Here is a 21,743-nt window from a genome sequence, read left to right as displayed (position 1 = left end):
AATAACAGAGGAAAGACAAAAAAAACAAGACCTTACCGGTATTTTAACGGCACAATAACCTGTAATCATTTAATTATAAGCGAATTTCTCAAATTACATTTAACGGTCTTCTTACTCATAAAAAAGGGATGTGTCCATATTTTTTATCTGCATTTTTCTCTTGAGCTGCGATTTTCTCACCCGGATACTTTCGAGGTTTGTATTCATAAAAGTGGCAAGTTGCCGGTTGTCGGCATCACAGGCAAGCAGTATTAATAACATTCTTTCCGTTGGATTAAATATCCCCTCCTCATCGTTCAACCGGGTATAAGCATAAAAAGTTTCATTATCGGTAGCAAGCATTTTGGTAATATCTTTTAAATCGGTATCAGTATTTTTTAATATTTGTTCCATATCATGATACACTTTCGGATGGGAAGAAATATACCGCTGTGTCAATGTCTCAAATTCTCCTTGAAGGAAAGACAATCTTCCCGATATATGGCTATAAAGTTGAAGTAACCATTTACGTTTAGCGGCTTCTTCCCTAAGAATTTTAGCCTGTAAATCCTGTTGTTCCATCTTATGTTCAGCCTGTATCAACTTCAATTTAGTGGCTCTCCGGACTTTCAAGGCATACATAGCGATAAAGATCAGCACAATAGCTAATATCAACGCACCAATTACAATCCGCAGGTTCTGCTGTCGTGCCCTGAGGACTTCGTTTTCTGTTTCCGATAAGTCATATTTTTTTTCCAGCTCCACAATATGGGTATCCAATCGGGTACTAATCGACTGTTTGTATAGATCGAAAGCATTTCGCAGGTATTCATTCGACAAGACAAAATTATTTTGCTTCTCTGCAATATTGGCTACATTCTGATAATAAAGATAATTCTGTCTATTCGTTGTATCTTGAATAAATTCTATCGCCTTCTGGGCATATACCATAGCACTATCTAATTGTTCCAGCGCCACAAATCTGTAGGATATACTATAATATACCCTCGATAATTCAATATTCTCTTTTTGCTTAAAGGTAATGCGAAGTAACTCTTTTTCTCTTTCCAAAGCTTTTTCCAATTCACCTGTCACATCATAATAAATAGATTGGGCGTTTAAGATAAAGTAATCTTTTCCGGACAGTCGGTTATAAAAGTTAGAAAGAGTATCCAAATATAATTTACCTTTATCAAATTTCTCTTGCTCCATCTCATTCCAATAAAGAGCCAAGTAGGTATCAAATAAATGGATGGAGTCTTTTTCCTGATGGGCATAATCAAGTGTACGGCGGAAATATTCATCCGCCGAGGTATAGCTACGATTGTTATAATGGATATTTCCTAAAAAATAATTAATCAGGTATCCCAGTGAGGTATCCGGATTATCCATCTCGGATAACAATCTGCCGGCTTCCCTCAAAGGTTCATATACTGTACTATCTTTTATCCCTATCCGGGTACGTATTATACCCTGATACGCCAATGCCCGGATATAGAGATTACTTTTAGGATCATGTATCCGATAATAATCAGTAATGGAGTTAATCAGGGAATCATTGGTAAAATTGACAAAAGTCTTGTCATCAGAGATTACTTTTAATAAACCATAATATGCTCTACCGGATCGATCAAGTTCTTCAGTATCTATCTGCAGAAGACTGTCCACCACCAGCTGAGGCACACTATCAACCATATTATCCCATCGGACTAACCGTTGATATATATATTCGTCTGCCTTGTGATTACAGGAATTATATCCTACAAGACAAAAAACAGACAATGTCAAAATGAAAATTTTCCACATTTATTGTAACTTTCAATATAAAAGGGGTGAGCAAAGATAACAATTTTTTTCTGTAGTGTCCATATTTTACAATACGGGTGGTATTTTCGACCCTTTCGTCCTATTTATGACAAGAGGAAAAAAACACGATTAACCAATATTTTTATCCCAAATTCTTTCAATCGGTAAACAGTTACTATTTTTGTGCCACATCATCGCGACATCTTTTAATATGGCGATCAGTCTCTACAAAATGAACAATAATTGGAAAAAAACCTTTGCGATCATTTGGAGTGGTCAATTCTTCTCCATACTGACGAGCAGCCTTGTCAATTTTGCAGTTATCATCTGGTTCAGCCTTGAAACAGGCTCTGCCGAGATGTTGGCATGGGCGGCTATTGCCGGAATATTACCACAGTCGCTTATCGGTCCTTTTACCGGTGCATTGATTGACCGGTGGAACCGTAAACGGATTATGATGCTTGCCGATTCCTTTATTGCGTTATGCACTTTGACACTGGCAATTCTCTTCTGGCTCGATATGGCAGAGATATGGCATATATTCGGTTTATTGGCATTACGCTCCGTAGGTTCATCATTCCACATGCCGGCAATGCAGGCATCCGTTCCGCTGCTTGCCCCGTCAGACCAATTAACCCGTATTGCAGGGGTAAACCAAATCATTGCCTCAGTCAGCCAAATTGCCGGCCCCGCCCTCGGAGCTATGTTAATAACAGTATGGGACATAGAGTATGTGTTACTGTTCGACGTAGCCGGCGCACTGATCGCCGTTACTTCACTTTTTTTCGTATATATTCCCAATCCCGAAAAGGAAGATGGCGTAGAAAGGAATATTTTGAAGGAAATGAAAGAAGGCGCCATGATTATACTAAGAAACAGAGGGTTAAGCTGGATATTCCTCTATTCGATATTGGTAACCTTTTTTTTGGTACCTATCAGCGTATTATTTCCCTTGATGACTCTGGAATATTTCAATGGCACCGAATTCCAAGCTGGCATTATCGAGGCGATATGGAGTGTAGGCGCCCTCGTGGGGGGTGCAATTATGGGAGCAAAAGTCTATAAAATCAATCGGGTTGCATTGATAAACTGGATGTATCTTGTCTGCGGTCTCACCTTTTTGTTCTCCGGTCTTCTATCGCCCGATGGATTTGTATGGTTTGCCGTACTCACTACCGTCGGAGGTGTCTCCGGTGCAGTATATAATGCTGCATTTACCGGCTTGTTACAAACCAAGATAGATCCCGGTGCACTTGGGAGGGTGTTCTCCATGTTTTTCACCTTCAGCCTTATACCGGCGATGTTGGGATTAGTGGGAATCGGTTTTCTGGCAGACGGATTGGGTCTCACCACATCTTTTGTTCTCTCCGGAGCCTTGATTATCGTAATAGGGATTGCCGCATTCCTTACTCCTCCGGCCATGCGTCTCGACCAGCCAAGAGTTTCCTGAGATATGGGAAGTTGTGTACAATACTCCAAATCTTTCATACTTTTTTTCATCGGACGACATCTTTCATGCAGTAAGTACAATATCCGCTTCTCCGTCTCTATTAGCGGATAATTGTCGATCGTCAATCCTTCAATATAAGGCAATTCCGTATTTTCTTCTTCTTTGTCGCAACTCACACATATAAATAGTACCAATAAGGCTAAAACTGATACTATGAAGAATTTACTCATTCCGTTAATTATTTATTTTTTAACTACACAAAGGTGATCTATATTTTGAAAATGAAATTATAACTTTAAAATCTTTCGAATAATCATATCAGACTATTCCTAACAATGTTCAACACATCAACATACGAAAAAAGGTTGACCCCTCACGTTGAGTCAACCTTTTTTCAATAACCTTATGGTATTCTCTATTTATTGTTTACCCATGTTTTTTGGGTATAGATATAGAATCCATCTCCATAGGCCTCTTTCACATTTGGGTTACCTATTACCCCACTATTGCCGTAAGGCAAACGTTCAGGATAACGGTTCACACCGCTTTGGGTATTCCACGGATTGGTCAATTTTACATACTCTTCTCCCATTGCTTTTAAACGACGCAAATCATTGTATGTTTCCACTTGCTCATCATACGATTGCGCGAGGTATTTCTGTTCAAAAAGCTTTTGAAGCGTGGGAGCACCCAAGGATTCCGCATAGTCGCTTGCACTTGTATTATCTTTGAACAATTCCAATATCTCACTGACAGATGTCCCAACAGCTGTTTGAAATGCGTCAGTCGCATCCTTACCCAAACGTAATTGGACTTCAGCCAAAATAAAATAGAGTTCCGATTTACTGAAGACATGGATTGGTTGTGCACCCAAATCATACCATGCAGGAAAAGCCAAACTACCGTCTGCAACCTTGGCTATATCCTCATCTCCAGGTTCATAAGCTTCTCCAGGGATAACATTTCCCTCTTGATCTTCGTCCTCATAGACATAATAGGGATAGCGCGGGTCACCTGTAGCTTCCATTAAGTTTGCCACGGTCAGCGAAGACGCAGTATAGGCACGACTCCAGATAAAGGCACTCCACGGGTTATCTGTAGTTACACCATTAAATTCATTAATGAGAAAACCTTTAAAACCTAATTTCACCGCCTCCTCTGCATTTTTTTCCACATCTTCCAAGACATCGGGATTCACCGCCAATTGGTGCAACAAATAGCGTGCTTTCAGCGCATAAGCCGTAGCCTTCCATTGATTGATATCCCCACCAAAAGCAATATCCTGCTTTCCTGCATTTTTCAAAGTTCTTCCTTTTTCAAGATTGGATAGAGCTGCGTCAAGAGTCGAAAGAATTCCGGCGTATATATCCTTTTGGGCATCCAACTTAGGCTGGAGATTGGCTTTACCCTGCAATGCCTCGCTATAGGGAATGTCTCCGTGCAAATCTGTCAATATTCCGAAATTGATGGCCTCCAATACCTGTGCCATCCCCAAGATATCGAACTGGCCAATATTGCCAGGCACCTCATCTTCTACTTTTCGAATTATCTCCCTTATATTCAACAAATTGGCATAAGTGCCATTCCATACATTATTAAATGTGGTAGAAGATGCCCATTCACCCGAATTACGCAATTCAGCCCGCATTAATTGGTTGTTACCAATTCCAACCGATTGTTCATTAAGTGATGAAAGATAAAAGGCATAGTCGCCCGAAACGGTAGTGAATCCCGTTGACATGATAGCATCGGTCAATTGAAGATATGCAGGCACCACCTCCGTAGAAGGATGCTGCTTATCCTTATTGAGCCTATCGAATACATCTTCGGTACAAGCCGTTAAACCAAAGAGAGCTATCGACAGTATTAGTAGAATATTTTTCCTCATAATTAAAATCTTTTTTATTGAATTATTTAGAATGTAAAAGTAAGTCCACCACCATAACTGGAAGTATTCGGAATAGAGAAACGCTCGAAATAGCCGCTCATGTTGTTATTTCCTTGCGAAGATTCCGGATCAAAATTCGGCAACTTGGTCCAAAGAAGAATGTTCCGGGCAAAACCATGTACTGAGATATCAAAGGTCCCTATTTTGGGCAACTGATAAGTGAGCGTCAAATCACGCAACTTGAGAAAACTGGTATCATAAATACCGGATTCGGTAACATCATAATATGCCATATAATATGCCTGTTTACTCACTTCAACGTTATTGGGCTTTCCGGTCGTTTCATCAATTCCTTCCGCAACCATCGTTCCTTCGTGATATGGCAGTGATTCTTTGGTAACACCAAAGTAATTCATAGTCATATTCGTACCATGGTACATTTTCCCACCTTTTTGCCAACTCCAAGTAGTGGACAAAGAAAGTCGTTTGAAACGACCACCGAAGGTAAAGCCGGTGATGAAATCAGGCGAGGCTGCACCTAAGTTCTGGCTATCACCGGTTGCCTGAGGTAAACCTTTCAACAAAAGCATATTGCCGGCTTCATCACGTTTAAAGCCATTTCCGTAAATATTCGGATAAGTGAGCCCGGCCTGTGCGCGTATCTGGGGTTCTACAAAACCTCCCAAGAAAATGGACTCAACACCCGGTGCCAATTCAACCACTTCGTTCTTAATTTTGGTAAAATTGATCCCCAAATTCAAATCATAATCTCTTGCTCTCAAAATAGCCACATTGAGAGAAAGCTCATGCGCACGAGTTTTCATTTCACCGGCATTCGTCAACATTTCCTGATAGCCAGTAGCACCATCCACAGGAACAGAAAAAATTTGATCTGTTACATCCTGATAACTGTAGGTATACTCCAATTTGATACGACTATCAAAAAAATGCAGATCGGTACCCAACTCATAGTTTGTCGTATTTTGTGGTTTCAGACTTTCATCATATACTCTATAGAAAGGTGTAAAAGTGGAAACCCCACTCGAGAGGGGATAAGTAACCGGATAATAACCATAGAAACCACTACCATAAGCTGGAGTATAATAATAGTTATTATAATAATTTCCAGCCTGCCCGACCTGTGCGAAAGATGTACGCAACTTACCATAATTCAGCACACTATTGTTCTGCAATGCAGGTAGCTGGGTAAAATCCCATGCCAGCGATACCGATGGATAGAAAAAGCTACGGCTACCTCGCGGCATGGTAGATACATAGTCATTACGCCCCGTTACAGTCAGATATAACTGATTATTCCACGACAAGGAAGCACTTCCAAAGAATCCCACAGTACGTTCCTGACGAGTGTATTCACTGGAAGTATAAGAAGTTGCATTTCCTATATTTTTAAAACCGGGAAAATTGAAATTACTCCCGTAATAATCCCAAACACGCCTTCCTTCATGATTAATTTCATTCCCAACTACAACGTTTAATCCCCACTCTTCATTTTCACCAAATTTCCCGTCGAGATTGGCAGTAAGCAAGTTGTTAAATACATTGTACTGTCTTCCGTAATTTTCGATATCTCCTCCTCCTAATGAATTTGTGGTTCCCATCTCCCTTACATCGGAATAGTCAGAAGTCCAGATATCCAAACCGGCCTGTTCGCGAAAACTCAACGCAAAATTGTCCCAATTCAAATTGGGCTGAAATTCTACATACGCATTCCCGAATGCACGATTGGTATGTTGTGAATATTCATTATGCTCGGCCCACCAATATGGATTTACAAAAGATGTAGAACGAAATAATACCTGATCGGTAATATCCCCCGGAACATGGGTAGGAATCCCTTTCAAGTCATACTCGGCCGGAGCGGAGTAAATCACATTCATAATACCGTCATTCGCTCCCGGTGCTCCGGTGATCTTGCTGGAAGAATAATTCATAGAGAATCCTGTAGTCCATTGGGGATCGATTTTCCAATCCACCAAACCACGTGCGCCCCAACGGTTCATCCCTGTGGATGGGATTATACCTTCCTGATAAGAATTATTGATACCAAAAGAATAATTAATCCCATTGATACTTTGAGATATATTTACATTTGTATTTTCAGTGAACCCGGTACCCAAAAAATCACCCACATTATCATAAGTCTGAGGGGTAGTCCAGCCATCCAGACCAGCTTTAGCACGCGAAGTGTTATAATAATGACCTTCATGTTTACCATATAAATAGGCAGAATTATATAACCTATTACTTTCCTCATCCGGTTTGTTTGAATCTTTTAATCTATACCCCGGCTCAGCATTACCTCCATATTGCCAATCATTAGGTAAGTCTGATATTTTAGGCCCCCAAGACATGGATGCAGATGGGGTATAAGCCGAAATAGCATTCCCCTGTGCATACACGGTTTGCCGTTCGAACTTACGAGAAACTCTCTGGGCGCTCAAGTTCGTGGAGACAGTAACCTGTGGCTTACGCATATTTCCCGATCCTCGTTTGGTAGTAATCACAATTACACCATTGGATGCCCGGATACCATAAAGCGCAGAGGCTGCCTGCCCTTTCAGTACGTTAATCGTTTCAATGTCTTCCGGATTAATATCAATACTACGGTCCGCATAATTCGCACCAGTTACTGATTGCTCGGTATCGAAATCAGCTTTTGTATTGATGGGCATACCATCAACCACATATAAAGGTTGGTTGTTACCATCGAAAGAACGGGCACCGCGAATTACAATTTGCGCAGAAGCTCCCGGTGCACCGGAGGATTGACGCACATCCACACCGGTAAGTTTTCCTTGTATGGCATTCGCCAAAGAAGTTGTCCCGGCTTTACTCAGTTGGTCAGATTTCAAATCCTGGGCAGCATAACCTAATGCCTTACGTTCGCGCCTGATACCCATTGCCGTCACAACAATTTCATCAAGGATCTCGGTATCATCTCTTAAAACAACCCTTACATTTTCCTTTACCTGCACTTCCTGTGTTTGATATCCTACATAGGAAACTACGAGGATGCCGTTGGCAGGAGCAGACAGGTTGAAATTACCATCCCCGTCAGAAACGGTTCCCTGCGATGTACCTTTGATTTGGATGGTAGCCCCAATCACCGGTTCGCCCGTTTCATCCACCACGGTACCACGCACCTGGGTTTGAGCTACAGCAAGCCCTATCCCAATAAAAAATAGGGCTAAAAACATAGTTAGCTTTCTTTTCATAAACTCTACTTTTAAATTAAACACTATATTTATAATATATCTTATATGCCGATAGTCTGAAAGGGGTTTTAACTAATAATAAAAGATTGATTATCAATATAAATACATAAAATAGCCCTTTCTTCCTTACGATTTTTACAACTCTACATCATACATAAATTAACAGTATTATGACTATCCATATGTTTCGCAAATATAAACCATTTATTTCAATTATATAGTTTTTTGCACTTTTTTTTTAAAAAAAATGTCATACTGAAATTGAAACCTCCATTCTAAATACATTTCATTAAGATTACTCTGGAAATCCAACAATACAAAACGCCTTATAATTTAACAATTATAAGCGGAATAACCTTACAATCTATAATGGTGCAAATATACGCCTTCAGAAAACATTATGCAAGAAAAAATAGAGAAAATCTTTATTTTTTATCATTTATCAAGTTTATCAATATAAAAAAGACAAAATAATCAATCTTCCAAGAAAACATAAAAAAAGGTGACCAAAAAATGGCCACCTCAATTGTACTATAATAAAAGAATTTATTTTTCTATTCCCAGTAACTCTACATCGAAGATAAGATTTGAGAAGGGTTTGATAGTACCTCGATCCTGAGCACCATAAGCCAGATTGTAGGGAACATATAATCTCCATTTAGAGCCCACAGGCATCAGTTTAAGAGCTTCCGTCCACCCGGCAATTACCTGAGTCACACCAAATGTAGCAGGTTCACCCCTGTTTACACTACTATCGAAGACCGTACCATTAATCAGTGTGCCATGATAATGCACTTTTACCCGATCGGTATCAGCAGGAACAGCACCGGTGCCTTCACGCAGGATTTCGTACTGTAAGCCGCTGGGAAGCGTCACAACACCCTCCCTCTTGGCATTCTCAGCCATATAAGCTTCTCCGGCAGCAATACTATCAGCATACTGCACTTTGAGGTTTTCTTCCTGACGTACTTGTTCGGCCTCTTGGGCTTCTTCAATTTTTTTCTGAACCAACGCATTAGCATCCGTTGTACTGATAGCCAACTGCTGATTTTTCAGCGTCGAAATCAAACCGGCTAATACCTGATCATTACTTATTTTTTGTGTTGAATCGGTTCCGAAAAGCATCGAATTGAATTGAGGAAGCATCTGTTGAGAAAATTGCACACCAATACTCAAACCATAAGCATACGGCGACTTTTCGTCCAGATTCATTGCCTCCTTTACCCCTTTGAGAAATTCATTGAGACGTGGACCATTTACTTTTTTCATTGAATCGAGTTTTGCAGTCATCTCTTTTTGCAATACTTCTTTCTGAGTAGAATCGGCAGCAGCAATCTTCATCTGATAATCATACTCAATATTGGAGGTACTTTGCAGCACGCCGGTCTGCTCAAGGAATTGGACCAATCCCTGTTCAGCCATACTCACACCATAAGCATAAGAAACACTGTCTACTGAATTCTTCAGGGATGTCTTTGGAGTAGACGCCCCACCACAGGATGCCATCAAGACCGACAAAACAGTCATTACACAAAATGTGCCTAAAATTGTTTTTTTCATTTTTCTCTATGTTAAATTTATTTGTTTAGATCTCATCTTAATTACTCTATCCCCAGCAGTTCTACATCAAAGATAAGTGTAGAGTTGGGCTCTATGGAATTTCCCGCTCCCTGTTCACCATAAGCGAGCTCTGAAGGTATATATAATTTCCATTTGGAGCCGACCGACATCAATTGAAGCGCCTCTACCCACCCCTTGATCACCTGACTCACACCAAAAACGGCCGGCTGGCCCCTCTGCACTGAACTGTCGAAGACCTGACCATTCAATAATGTGCCATGATAGTGGCATCGCACCTTGTCCGTAGCTTTCGGTCTGGCTCCGTTCCCTTCTTGGAGTACCTCATATTGTAATCCGCTGGGAAGCGTAACAACCCCTTCTTTTTTACGGTTCTCTTCCAGAAATGCCATACCTTTTTTCAGATTATTCTCCAGCATCTTATCCTGCATCTGGCTGAAATAACTCTGAATAATCTGATTTGCCTCCTGGGGGCTTATCGAAGGAGCGGTATTGTTCATGATCTCAGTAAAGGCTTTCACAAACGATTCTACATCTATCTGGTCCAATCCCGAATTCATAAGATTTGAAGCCATACTCATTCCCAACGCGTAACTTAGTTTGTCCATCTAACTTTTTTCTTTTTGATTTTAATTCGCAAAAATACGATTTTAATATGAAATAACGTTGATTTTAAGTAGAAAAAAGCTATATTTGAAAGAAAAAGAGATGCATATGAGAAAGAAATTGGCAGTGTTGACTGGAGCAGGAATGAGTGCCGAGAGCGGAATTGCTACTTTTCGCGATTCGGGAGGATTATGGGAACAATATCCGGTGGAACAGGTGGCTACACCCGAAGGGTTTACAGCAAATCCTGAATTAGTATTGAATTTCTACAATATGCGCCGGAGGGAATTAATGAATGCCAAACCCAACGCAGGACATTATGGACTGGCTGCAATGGAAAAAGATTTCGATGTGCACATTATCACCCAAAACATTGATAACCTGCATGAACAGGCCGGCAGCACAAATGTGCTCCACCTTCACGGCGAACTGATGAAAGTGCGTTCCACAGGGGATGATTCACTTGTGTATGATATCGACCCGGCGCATATCGATATACATCCGGGCGATACCTGTGAAAAGGGATTCCAATTACGCCCCCATATCGTGTGGTTTGGCGAAGCGGTACCTATGATTTATGAAGCCGAAAGAATCTGCGCGCAGGCAGATATATTTGTTATCATCGGCACTTCCATGAATGTATACCCGGCCGCCGGACTACTCAATGACATAAGAAAAAATGTGCCGGTATATTTAATCGACCCGAAGGACGTACATACCAACCGCTATAATATTCACCATATCAGGAAAGGAGCTTCTGAAGGAGTGAAAGAATTGAAAGAACTACTGCGCTAACAAATCAATTTAATTTTTCGATAGTCATGCTTTTTTTGTAATTTCGCTTTTGAAATTTCAAATTCAACATTCAAAGATTTAATCTCCAGTGATAATTAATCATTGTGGTTGGTAATTAGTCATTAGTAATTGTAAATAAAAATTCGTGGGAAAAAAGATAGCAGAAACACCAATGATGAAGCAGTATATCGAGATAAAGGCAAAACATCCCGATGCTATTTTATTGTTTCGTGTAGGTGATTTTTATGAGACCTTTTCGGATGACGCCATCGTGGCGGCTGAAATACTGGGAATTACACTCACGCGAAGAGCTAACGGCTCGGCGCAATTTGTGGAGCTCGCCGGGTTTCCACACCATGCGCTGGATACTTACCTGCCGAAACTGGTCCGTGCAGGCAAACGTGTAGCTATATGCGATCAACTGGAAGACCCCAAGACGACCAAGAAACTGGTAAAACGCGGCATTACTGAACTAGTTACTCCCGGCGTATCTATCAATGACAACATACTGAACCATAAAGAAAACAACTTCCTCTGTGCGATGTATATTGAAAAAGGCAACTTGTTCGGCATTTCCTTTCTCGACATCTCAACCGGTGAATTTCTTACGGCTGAAGGGATAAGTGACGATATAGACAAACTTCTCTCCAACTTCTCACCCAAAGAAATACTCATTGAGCGGGGCAACAAAAAAAAATTTGAAGAGATATTCGGTTCTCAATGGTTTATTTTTGAACTCGACGACTGGATTTTCACTGAAACCAGTGCCCGCGACAGGCTCCTCTCCCATTTTCAGACAAAAAACCTGAAAGGATTCGGCGTAGACCAGCTTACACGGGGTATTATCGCCTCAGGAGCTATACTCCATTACCTGGATATCACCCAGCATAAACATATTGCTCATATAACTTCACTATTACGGATCGAGGAAGAGCGTTATGTACGTCTCGACAGATTTACTATCCGCAACTTGGAACTGATTAACCCTCTTAACGAAGGAGGAAAAAGTCTGCTCAATGTACTCGACAAAACCATCTCCCCAATGGGTTCTCGTCTGTTGCGCCGATGGACGGTTTTTCCACTGAGAGAGGCGCAACCGATAGAAGCACGACTCAACGTGGTGGAACATTTCTTCAGGGAGCCCGAATTGAAAACGTTGCTCGAACAACAGCTTTCCCTTATAGGCGACCTGGAACGAATCATTTCCAAGGCAGCCACAGGAAGGATCACCCCCCGGGAAGTAGCCCAACTCAAAATCGCACTCACTGCTGTTGAACCAATCAGAGACGCTTTTCTCCTATGCGACAATCCAAGTATTGCCGAGATGGGCAAACAACTCGATCCATGCCTCGCCATTCGCAATCGTATCGGGAAAGAGATCATAGCCGATCCTCCTGCCCTACAAAATAAAGGTGGATATATCAGGAAAGGGGTGAATGAAGAATTGGACAACTTGCGACAGATTGCTTACTCAGGGAAGGATTACCTGATGCAAATCCAGCAACGCGAAAGTGAAAGAACCGGTATCCCCTCCCTTAAAGTAGCATTTAATAATGTGTTCGGTTATTATATAGAGGTACGCAATGCCCATAAGGACAAGGTACCGGCAGACTGGATACGCAAGCAGACATTAGTCAGTGCCGAAAGATATATCACTGCCGAATTAAAGGAGTACGAAGAGAAAATATTAGGGGCGGAAGAGAAAATAATTGCACTGGAAACCAGCATTTACAATTCCCTGGTGGAGAATCTTCTTGAATTCATCCCTGCCATCCAGACCAATGCCAATATCATTGCACGGATAGATTGCCTTCTCTCTTTCGCTAACGTAGCACGGGAAAATAAATATATCCGACCGGAAATCAATGATTCCGAAGTGATCGACATAAAAAACGGGCGGCATCCGGTAATTGAAAAACAACTTCCTCCCGGCGAACCGTTTATTGCCAACGATATTTATCTGGACAGTGACACCCAACAAATCATCATCATCACCGGTCCCAATATGGCAGGTAAATCGGCCCTCCTCCGACAAATCGCGCTTATCACCCTGATGGCACAGATTGGAAGCTTCGTACCGGCCGACTCGGCGAAAATCGGGCTGGTCGATAAAATCTTCACCAGGGTGGGTGCCTCTGACAATATCTCTCTGGGCGAATCCACGTTTATGGTAGAGATGAACGAAGCAGCCAACATCCTTAATAACTTATCGGGGCGCAGCCTTGTCCTTTTCGATGAATTAGGACGCGGCACAAGTACATACGATGGTATTTCAATTGCATGGGCAATCGTAGAATATATCCACGAAAATCCCAAAGCTCGCGCCAAAACATTGTTTGCAACACATTATCATGAACTGAACGAAATGGAGAAATCGTTCAAACGTATCAGGAATTATAATGTAGCGGTAAAGGAAATCGATAACAAAGTAATTTTCTTGCGTAAATTGGTTCCCGGGGGAAGTGAGCATAGCTTCGGTATTCATGTGGCGAAGATGGCCGGTATTCCCCAAAGCATCACCAATCGGGCGGATGCTATCCTCTCTCAGATGGAATCATCTAACCGGAAAGAGATGATCAAGAAACCTATCCAGGATTTTGTGGAGAAACGAGAAGGATATCAATTGAGCTTCTTTCAGTTGGATGACCCGATCCTCAGCCAGGTACGGGATGAGATTATCAACCTTGATGTAAATAACCTGACTCCTATCGAGGCACTAAACAAATTGAACGAAATCAAGAAAATTGTCAAAGGCAAATAAAACTCACTGCCCTTCCGGACAACAAACGAACCGGAAGTATCCGGAAAATTATCGAAAGAGAGAAATGTATAACGAAAACCAACTCAACGAAACAGCACGCACCGGTCGGATCGAAGTAATCTGTGGTTCGATGTTTTCCGGCAAGACAGAAGAACTGCTGCGCAGGTTACGCCGCGCACAGTTCGCACGCCAAACGGTAGAGATCTTCAAACCCGCTATCGACACCCGCTATTCGGAAGAAGAAGTGGTATCACACGATAAAAATACCATCCTGTCCACCCCGGTGGAACACTCAAGTAACATTTTGCTGCTCTCCTCCGGGGCGGAAGTGATAGGGATTGATGAAGCACAATTCTTCGATATGGGATTAGTGGATGTATGCCAGGGACTGGCCGACCAAGGAGTCAGGGTAATCGTCGCCGGACTCGATATGGATTTCAAACGTATAGCCTTCGGCCCCATGCCGGCATTATGTGCCATTGCCGATGATGTGATAAAAGTACATGCCATCTGCGTCCAGTGCGGTAATCTGGCCAACTACTCACATAGGTTGGTACAGAACGACAAACAGGTGATGCTGGGCGAAATGGAAGAATATCAACCGCTATGCAGGAAATGTTATTTGAAAAAAGGGGGAAGGCTGGAAGGATTACAAACAAAATAGAAGATTATTTGTTATTATTTTTATAAAACCGAATCATATGAAACTAAAAAAACTACTTTTCGCTGCTTTTCTGACGGCAGCATTTGCTTCTACATTGAACGCACAACAGTACAATTCCTCACTCGGCGTGAGATTGGGATACGACAACGGTGTGTCGTTGAAACACTTTTTCGTTCCGGCATCCGCAGGTGAATTTATTGTCGCATTCTCTCCCAATTACTTTCAAGCAACGGCATTGTATGAATACCAGCAACCGGTTCCCAATGCTCCCGGACTGGAATGGTATTTGGGTCTCGGTGGACACCTCGGGGGAATCCATAAACACAAGGATCGCTACGACGGCACCTTCCTGATTGGAGTCGACCTGATTGGCGGTATCGAGTATGCTTTTCCCCAGGCACCCTTTAATATCTCCCTGGACTGGAAGCCGTCGATCAACTTCACGAACGGTTATAACGACTATTGGTATAGCGGGTTTGCACTTAGCTTGCGCTATAAGTTCTGATATAAAAAAACTCCCCTACAACCGCTCTCAACCGAGGGCGGTTTTTTTATCCTGTTACACCAAAAATTCGTACTTTTGCAGTTATGCAAAAAGTAAGAAAAAATAGTGATTCGCCCCTACTCAGCCAGCTGAATGAAGCACAACGGGCAGCCGTAGAATTTTGCGATGGACCATCACTCGTGATCGCCGGTGCCGGTTCAGGAAAGACCAGAGTGCTTACTTATAAGATCGCCTACCTGCTGGAACAGGGGCTTCCCCCTTATTATATCCTCTCCCTCACCTTCACCAACAAAGCGGCCCGTGAGATGAAATCACGAATTGCCGATATTGTGGGTGAGAAAAGGGCACGGCGACTCTGGATGGGTACCTTCCACTCTATCTTTGCACGTATATTACGGAATGAAGCCGAAGCAATCGGCTTTCAGTCCAACTTTACTATTTTCGACTCGTCCGACTCGACCAATCTGGTCAGGCTCATCATCAAAGAGATGGAGCTGGATGACAAACTATACAGGCCGGGAGCGGTGCACGGACAAATATCGAGAGCCAAGAACAGCCTGATCACCCCTGCCATGTACGCTGCCAACGATGAAATCCAACAATACGACCGGATGGCGAGGCGTCCACAGCTCTTCGAAATATACCAACGCTACCAGAGCAGGCTCCGCTCAGCCAACAGCATGGATTTTGACGATCTCCTGATGTACACCAATATCTTGTTCCGTGATCACAAAGAAATACTGGAAAAATACCGGAACCAGTTCCAATATATCTTGGTGGATGAGTATCAGGATACCAACTTCGCACAGCACCTGATAGTAAGACAGCTGGCTGACGCACACCACCGCGTGTGTGTGGTAGGTGATGATGCGCAAAGCATCTATTCCTTCAGGGGTGCCAACATCGACAACATCCTGAAATTCAAATCGAATTTCCCAAATACCCGGATATTCAAATTAGAACAGAATTACCGCTCAACACAGAATATCGTAAATGCGGCCAACAGCCTGATCAAGAAAAATAGCGAACAGATATTCAAAGATGTGTTCTCCGAGAATGAAGAAGGAGATAAGATCGAGATCAAAAGCGCCTTTTCTGATTTTGAAGAGGGATTGATCGTCGCCAATAAAATTACACGGATACGGCTCGAGAACCATGTCAACTACAGTGACTTTGCCATACTTTACCGCACCAATGCACAATCGCGCACCTTTGAAGAAGCGTTGAGAAAAAATAATATCCCTTACAGGATATATGGAGGATTATCATTCTACCAACGTAAAGAGATCAAGGATATTATCAGTTACTTCCGCCTCATCGTCAACCCGAGTGACGAAGAAGCGTTCCGCCGTATTATCAACTATCCTGTCCGTGGAATCGGAAACGTAACACTCTCCAAAATCACTTCAGCTGCCCAACGATATAACGTAAGCTTGTGGCAGATAATAACCTCGCCACTGGAATACAATCTGGAAATCAATTCAGGTACGGTCAATCGGTTAGAAGGGTTCCACTCCCTGATGCAGGGATTTATCGGGCAAAACAAAAAGCTGAATGCCTTCGAACTCGCACAAGAGGTAATCAAAAACAGTGGTATTGCCCATGAAGCTTATGAGGACATGACACCCGAGGGGATGAGCCGTGCACAAAATATGCAGGAGTTGCTCAATGCCATCAACGAATTCGTGGAAACGAGGCAGGAAGAAGGAGAAGAGAATATCAGCCTGACCGATTTCCTGTCGGAAGTGTCTCTCCTCACCGACCAGGACACCGACAATGAAGCAGAAAGGGAAAAGGTGACGCTCATGACTGTGCATTCCGCCAAAGGATTGGAGTTCAATCATGTATTTGTGGTTGGAATGGAAGAAGATCTTTTCCCGTCGGCCATGGCCAAATCCGAAATGCGGGGTCTCGAGGAAGAACGTCGCCTTTTTTATGTAGCCATTACCCGTGCAAAGAAAAGTTGCACCATCACTTATGCAAAAAGCCGTTTCCGGAACGGGAAGACCAATGCTGCCTTGCCCAGCCAATTTCTGAGGGATATTGATCCTTCATTTATTGAAGGAGGAGGCGATGAAAATACCGAATGGCAATCTTCCACAGATGACTTTTGGGGTTCTATGCGTGAACAGCGGGAGCGACGGGAACAATCAACAATCGACAGCGGATACAGCAGAACCCCTCTCATTCCCAAACGGGCTGTACCCATCCAACGAGCCGGTTCATCTGCAGCCCCCTTATCAAAAGAAGCCCGGGAACTGCAAGAGGGAAACGTAATAGAACATGAACGGTTTGGACGGGGAATAGTCACATCCATCGAGATGAGCGGCAATGATCGCCGCGCTTTCGTAGAATTTGAGTCTGCCGGCAAAAAACAACTGCTGCTCAAATTCGCCAAATTCTCAATTGTGGAATAGGATCAAATTTCCAATAACGTTTTTTCACCGGTACTTCCCCCGAACAACAGATCGGTCGGTTTCTCCAATAACTGTTTTACCCTGACCAGGAAGCCAACCGACTCCTTGCCGTCGATCACCCGGTGGTCATACGACAACGCCACATACATCATAGGCCGGATCACCACCCCGCCATCTACTGCTACCGGACGCTCCAGGATATTATGCATCCCCAATATGGCAGACTGCGGCGGATTGATAAGCGGTGTGGACATCATGGATCCGAAGACACCGCCGTTGGTTACGGTAAAGGTGCCTCCACTCATTTCAGGAATAGAGAGCTTGCCACTCCGCGCCTTTCCCGCCAAATCCTCAAGTGCCCGCTCTATTTCAGCCAAGCCCAAACTCTCCACATTCCGGATCACCGGTACCATCAACCCTTTGGGAGTACTTACAGCAACCGATATGTCGGCATACTCATGGGTAACCATATTCTCACCGTCTAACTTGGCATTCACATTGGGAAATTCCTGAAGTGCCACAGCACAAGCCTTCAGGAAGAAAGACATAATCCCCAACTTGATACCATGCTCTTCCGTGAACCGGACCTGGTATTTTTTCCGTAGATCCATGATCGATTTCATATCCACCTCGTTAAAAGTGGTCAACATTGCTGTCTCGTTCTTCACCGACACCAATCGCTCACTTAACTTCCTCCGCAAAGAACTCATCCGTTCACTCTTCCATTCACGGCTGATCGGTTTTTTCAACCCATCGGCGGTGACTGCTCCCGATGCTCCCAGCACAGCTTCCACATCTTCACGCTTCAACCGCTTCAGGCCATTGACCACATCTTCTATCGACAGGTTGTGTTCCGTCATCACTTTCTTTGCCAGAGGTGTGATCTTTATCTTGTCATAACTTTCCCGGGATTCAGCAGCGTCAGGCGTCATTTTAGCTACAGGGACAGCCGTTGTGTCTATCTTTTCTTTTGTTTCTTTATCCGCCGGAGAATCTTGCGGAGAAGGCTTTTCTTCCATAGCAGGAGCCAACGGTTTTTCCTGCTCTTCCGCTTGCACCGAAGTATCTATCGTACAAGCAACAGCGCCCACGTCAACAGATTCACCTTCGGCCGCTTTAAGCGATATCTTACCACTCTCTTCGGCAATCAGCATCAACGTGGCTTTTTCCGATTCCAACTCTGCGATTTCACTATCTTTTCGTACTACCGCCCCCTCTTCTACTAACCATCGGGATAACTCCACTTGTGTGATGGATTCACCGGGACTCGGTATTTTTATTTCTATAATGGCCATATGCTTGATATAAATCAATTAAATGCTTTCTCAATAATAATTGCCTGGTTGACCTTATGTTGTGCCGAAAGACCCTCAGCCGTAACGCCACTGGCGGGACGACTGATAATGCGCAAGGTACAATCCCTTATCTGCTGCTTTACAAAAATAGCAGCCCCCATATTGAACGGTTCTTCCTGCACCCAGACAAGTTCAGCTTTTTCAGGATAACTTTTCAGCATCTCACTGATCTGCCCGGCCGGGAAAGGATAGAGCTGTTCCACACGCAGAATAACTATATCATTTATCTTCCTTTCCTTTCTTGCTGCATCCAATTCATAATAGATCTTACCGCTGCAAAGTAATATTCTCTTTACGTTTGAGGATTTTCCTACATACTTATCTTCTATCACCTCCCGGAATCCACCTTCCGTAAAATCGGCAAGTGAAGAGGTACATTCCGGATGACGCAAGAGGCTTTTGGGTGTAAATACAATCAACGGAAGACGGATATCACGATGTAATTGGCGACGGAGCACGTGAAAGAAATTAGCCGGCGTAGTACAATTCACCACCTGTAAGTTATAATTGGCGCAAAGGCTCAAAAAACGTTCCATCCGACCACTTGAATGCTCTGCCCCCTGGCCTTCGTAACCGTGCGGAAGCAACATCACCACACCTGACCGTATACCCCATTTTTCCTGGGCTGCCGAGATATACTGGTCGACGATCACTTGCCCCACATTATAAAAGTCACCAAATTGGGCTTCCCAAATAGTAAGCCCCCAGGGGTGTGACAGCGAGTAACCATACTCAAACCCGAGTATACCATATTCATTGAGGGGCGAATTATAGACCCTCACAGCTGCTTGTTCCTCACCCAGGGTTTTAAGGGGAAAATATTTCTCTTCACCATCCTCGGTAATCACTTCCGCATGACGATGCGAAAAGGTACCCCGCTCGGAATCCTGACCACTCAGCCTGACAGAATGGTTCTCGTTCGCCAGCGAGGCGTAAGCCATCAACTCTCCCATAGCCCAGTCGTATTTATCCTCTTCGATCATGGCTGCGCGCTGTGCGAAAAGACGTTGGGTCTTGTTAAAGAATTTTTTATCAGGAGGCAACGTCGTGATACGTTTTGCCAGGTCGATAAAGATTTCCTTTGAGATGGAAGTACCCGCACTCTTTTCAAAATCCGCAGCTTCCGGATAACGTATATTCTTATACCTGTGGGGAAAAAACGGTTGAATATTCAGTTTAGTAGAATGGAGTGACTCTTCGTATGATTCCTCCAAACGATGATGGAAAGCAGACACCCTGCCGTCGAATTCCTGACGAGTAATGACACCCTCGGCAATCAGCTTGTCAGCATAGATATCACGGGGATTCTTATGCCTGGCTATGATATCGTAAAGCTTTGGCTGTGTAAAGCGCGGCTCATCACCTTCGTTATGTCCATATTTCCGGTAAGAGAGTAGATCGATAAAAACATCGATATTAAACTTCTGGCGGAATTCCAATGCCAGCTTGGCAACATATACCATCGCTTCGATATCGTCACCATTCACATGAAAAACAGGAGAATGGGTCACTTTGGCCACATCGGTACAGTATGTGCTTGACCGGGCCTGCAGGTAACTGGTGGTGAATCCCACCTGGTTGTTAATGACGATATGGATAGTTCCTCCCGTTTTATATCCATCTAATTTTGAGAACTGGATAGTTTCGTACACTACACCCTGCCCGGCGATAGCAGCGTCACCATGGATAAGGATCGGCAACACCTGATCATAGTCGTAGTTATGCTCATTCTCCAGCATTGCCCGGACAATACCCTGTACTACAGGCCCTACAGTTTCGAGATGGGAAGGGTTAGGCGTAAGGCTGATGGCAATGGAACGTCCTTCGTGATCGATAGTACTGTTGTAGCCAAGATGATATTTCACATCCCCATATTTGATATCCTCTTCATAATTCTGGGCATTGAACTCACGGAATACCTGTGCATAAGGCTTTTTCATCAGGTTGGCCAGCACATTCAACCGCCCGCGGTGCGCCATTCCGATTACCATCTCGTTCACATTATATGCTCCTCCCCGCGACATGATGGCATCCAATGCCGGGATGATGGATTCTGACCCTTCCAGAGAAAACCGTTTCTGCCCCACAAATTTTTTGTGAAGGTAATCTTCAAAACCGGATGCTTCTATGAGCCGGTCGAGGATACGCAATCTTATCTCCCGGGGAAGTTGCTCCCGGTTCTCTGTGAGCTCCATCTTGTCCTGCAACCATTTCACGATCTCCGGTTTGGTCATATACCGGTATTCCACACCGATGGATTTACAATAAGTTTCTTCGAGACGGTTGACTATCGCTCTTAGCGTAACTTTTCCCAGTCCTACTTCATGGCCGGCTTCAAACTCCCTGTCGAGATCGCTTTCACTCAGATCGAAATTCTCGATGGCAAGCGTGGGGGTATAGCTACGACGGGTACGCACCGGATTGGTCTTGGTAAAAAGATGCCCCCTTCGCCTGTAACCTGTAATCAGATTCATTACAGCCAACTCTTTCCGGGAATTTTCTATAGTGCCGCTATCCTCTCCCGGTTTTTTCGGAAAACGAGTAATGGCTAAATCAAACCCTTGAAAGAAATAGCGAAAACTCTTATCCACACTCTCCGGATCTGTCTTATATTTTTTATATAAATCATCAATGGCCTCCAGATCCACAACATTCAACGCTTCCTCGGCATTCATCGGTCAATTTTAAAAATAAAAAAATCTC

At 43.4% G+C, this 21,743-nt stretch carries 13 protein-coding genes; 6 read left to right on the top strand and 7 right to left on the bottom strand.

The genetic code is table 11. The features are described 5' to 3' along the window. Positions 1-111: 111 nt before the first annotated feature. A complete protein-coding gene (locus B4G81_RS10640) occupies positions 112-1,785 on the bottom strand; it encodes a hypothetical protein (RefSeq protein ID WP_294082321.1) in 1,674 nt (557 codons plus the stop codon). Between the two features lie 232 nt (positions 1,786-2,017). Between B4G81_RS10640 and B4G81_RS10635 the strand changes: the two genes are divergently transcribed. Further along, on the top strand, positions 2,018-3,235 hold the full coding sequence (locus tag B4G81_RS10635; protein WP_294082320.1) for an MFS transporter: 1,218 nt from the start codon (positions 2,018-2,020) through the stop codon (positions 3,233-3,235). 415 nt (positions 3,236-3,650) lie between these two features. Here B4G81_RS10635 and B4G81_RS10630 read toward each other — a convergent pair whose 3' ends face one another. The 4 genes from B4G81_RS10630 to B4G81_RS10615 all read right to left on the bottom strand — a co-directional run bounded on the left by B4G81_RS10630 (position 3,651) and on the right by B4G81_RS10615 (position 10,545). Next, positions 3,651-5,123 carry a SusD/RagB family nutrient-binding outer membrane lipoprotein gene (locus B4G81_RS10630; RefSeq protein WP_294082319.1) on the bottom strand — a complete coding sequence of 491 codons (1,473 nt, stop codon included), beginning with the start codon at positions 5,121-5,123 and terminating at the stop codon, positions 3,651-3,653. Positions 5,124-5,149: 26 nt separating this feature from the next. Continuing rightward, on the bottom strand, positions 5,150-8,359 hold the full coding sequence (locus tag B4G81_RS10625) for a SusC/RagA family TonB-linked outer membrane protein (RefSeq protein WP_294082318.1): 3,210 nt from the start codon (positions 8,357-8,359) through the stop codon (positions 5,150-5,152). A gap of 546 nt (positions 8,360-8,905) precedes the next feature. Beyond that, positions 8,906-9,919 carry an FKBP-type peptidyl-prolyl cis-trans isomerase gene (locus B4G81_RS10620; RefSeq protein WP_294082317.1) on the bottom strand — a complete coding sequence of 338 codons (1,014 nt, stop codon included), beginning with the start codon at positions 9,917-9,919 and terminating at the stop codon, positions 8,906-8,908. A gap of 41 nt (positions 9,920-9,960) precedes the next feature. Beyond that, the gene (locus B4G81_RS10615) at positions 9,961-10,545 is read right to left on the bottom strand and encodes an FKBP-type peptidyl-prolyl cis-trans isomerase (RefSeq protein ID WP_294082316.1); all 585 of its coding nucleotides are present in this window, start codon (positions 10,543-10,545) and stop codon (positions 9,961-9,963) included. Between the two features lie 106 nt (positions 10,546-10,651). Between B4G81_RS10615 and B4G81_RS10610 the strand changes: the two genes are divergently transcribed. From B4G81_RS10610 to B4G81_RS10590, 5 genes are all read left to right on the top strand, one after another. After that, complete coding sequence (locus tag B4G81_RS10610) at positions 10,652-11,338, top strand: SIR2 family NAD-dependent protein deacylase (RefSeq protein WP_294082315.1); 687 nt, start codon at positions 10,652-10,654, stop codon at positions 11,336-11,338. Positions 11,339-11,510: 172 nt separating this feature from the next. Then, positions 11,511-14,099, top strand: coding sequence for a DNA mismatch repair protein MutS (gene mutS / locus B4G81_RS10605; RefSeq protein WP_294082368.1), 2,589 nt, complete (start codon positions 11,511-11,513; stop codon positions 14,097-14,099). 64 nt (positions 14,100-14,163) lie between these two features. Then, a complete protein-coding gene (locus B4G81_RS10600) occupies positions 14,164-14,763 on the top strand; it encodes a thymidine kinase (RefSeq protein WP_294082314.1) in 600 nt (199 codons plus the stop codon). Between the two features lie 37 nt (positions 14,764-14,800). Next, a complete protein-coding gene (locus B4G81_RS10595; protein ID WP_294082312.1) occupies positions 14,801-15,268 on the top strand; it encodes a hypothetical protein in 468 nt (155 codons plus the stop codon). A gap of 83 nt (positions 15,269-15,351) precedes the next feature. Further along, complete coding sequence (locus tag B4G81_RS10590; protein ID WP_294082310.1) at positions 15,352-17,685, top strand: ATP-dependent helicase; 2,334 nt, start codon at positions 15,352-15,354, stop codon at positions 17,683-17,685. A gap of 2 nt (positions 17,686-17,687) precedes the next feature. On the opposite strand, the gene odhB is transcribed toward B4G81_RS10590, so the two are convergent. Together odhB and B4G81_RS10580 are read right to left on the bottom strand one after the other, a co-directional pair. After that, a complete protein-coding gene (gene odhB / locus B4G81_RS10585; RefSeq protein WP_294082308.1) occupies positions 17,688-18,980 on the bottom strand; it encodes a 2-oxoglutarate dehydrogenase complex dihydrolipoyllysine-residue succinyltransferase in 1,293 nt (430 codons plus the stop codon). 14 nt (positions 18,981-18,994) lie between these two features. Next, entirely contained in the window at positions 18,995-21,715 is a 2,721-nt protein-coding gene (locus tag B4G81_RS10580) for a 2-oxoglutarate dehydrogenase E1 component (RefSeq protein ID WP_294082306.1), read from the bottom strand. Positions 21,716-21,743: the final 28 nt, after the last annotated feature.

It is taken from the genome of Proteiniphilum sp. UBA5384 (assembly GCF_002410825.1).
Taxonomy (GTDB): Bacteria; Bacteroidota; Bacteroidia; order Bacteroidales; family Dysgonomonadaceae; genus Proteiniphilum.
Note: the sequence above shows the minus strand (reverse complement) of the source record. Positions and strands in the feature narration are given on the sequence as shown.

Excerpts from the sequence above, each read along its gene's own strand:
- mutS (WP_294082368.1), top strand. The coding sequence starts at position 11,511 with ATGATGAAGCAGTATATCGAGATAAAGGCAAAACATCCCGATGCTATT.
- B4G81_RS10580 (WP_294082306.1), bottom strand. The coding sequence starts at position 21,715 with ATGAATGCCGAGGAAGCGTTGAATGTTGTGGATCTGGAGGCCATTGAT.
- B4G81_RS10600 (WP_294082314.1), top strand. The coding sequence starts at position 14,164 with ATGTATAACGAAAACCAACTCAACGAAACAGCACGCACCGGTCGGATC.
- B4G81_RS10625 (WP_294082318.1), bottom strand. The coding sequence starts at position 8,359 with ATGAAAAGAAAGCTAACTATGTTTTTAGCCCTATTTTTTATTGGGATA.
- B4G81_RS10590 (WP_294082310.1), top strand. The coding sequence starts at position 15,352 with ATGCAAAAAGTAAGAAAAAATAGTGATTCGCCCCTACTCAGCCAGCTG.
- B4G81_RS10630 (WP_294082319.1), bottom strand. The coding sequence starts at position 5,123 with ATGAGGAAAAATATTCTACTAATACTGTCGATAGCTCTCTTTGGTTTA.
- B4G81_RS10620 (WP_294082317.1), bottom strand. The coding sequence starts at position 9,919 with ATGAAAAAAACAATTTTAGGCACATTTTGTGTAATGACTGTTTTGTCG.
- odhB (WP_294082308.1), bottom strand. The coding sequence starts at position 18,980 with ATGGCCATTATAGAAATAAAAATACCGAGTCCCGGTGAATCCATCACA.
- B4G81_RS10635 (WP_294082320.1), top strand. The coding sequence starts at position 2,018 with ATGAACAATAATTGGAAAAAAACCTTTGCGATCATTTGGAGTGGTCAA.
- B4G81_RS10640 (WP_294082321.1), bottom strand. The coding sequence starts at position 1,785 with ATGTGGAAAATTTTCATTTTGACATTGTCTGTTTTTTGTCTTGTAGGA.
- B4G81_RS10615 (WP_294082316.1), bottom strand. The coding sequence starts at position 10,545 with ATGGACAAACTAAGTTACGCGTTGGGAATGAGTATGGCTTCAAATCTT.
- B4G81_RS10610 (WP_294082315.1), top strand. The coding sequence starts at position 10,652 with ATGAGAAAGAAATTGGCAGTGTTGACTGGAGCAGGAATGAGTGCCGAG.
- B4G81_RS10595 (WP_294082312.1), top strand. The coding sequence starts at position 14,801 with ATGAAACTAAAAAAACTACTTTTCGCTGCTTTTCTGACGGCAGCATTT.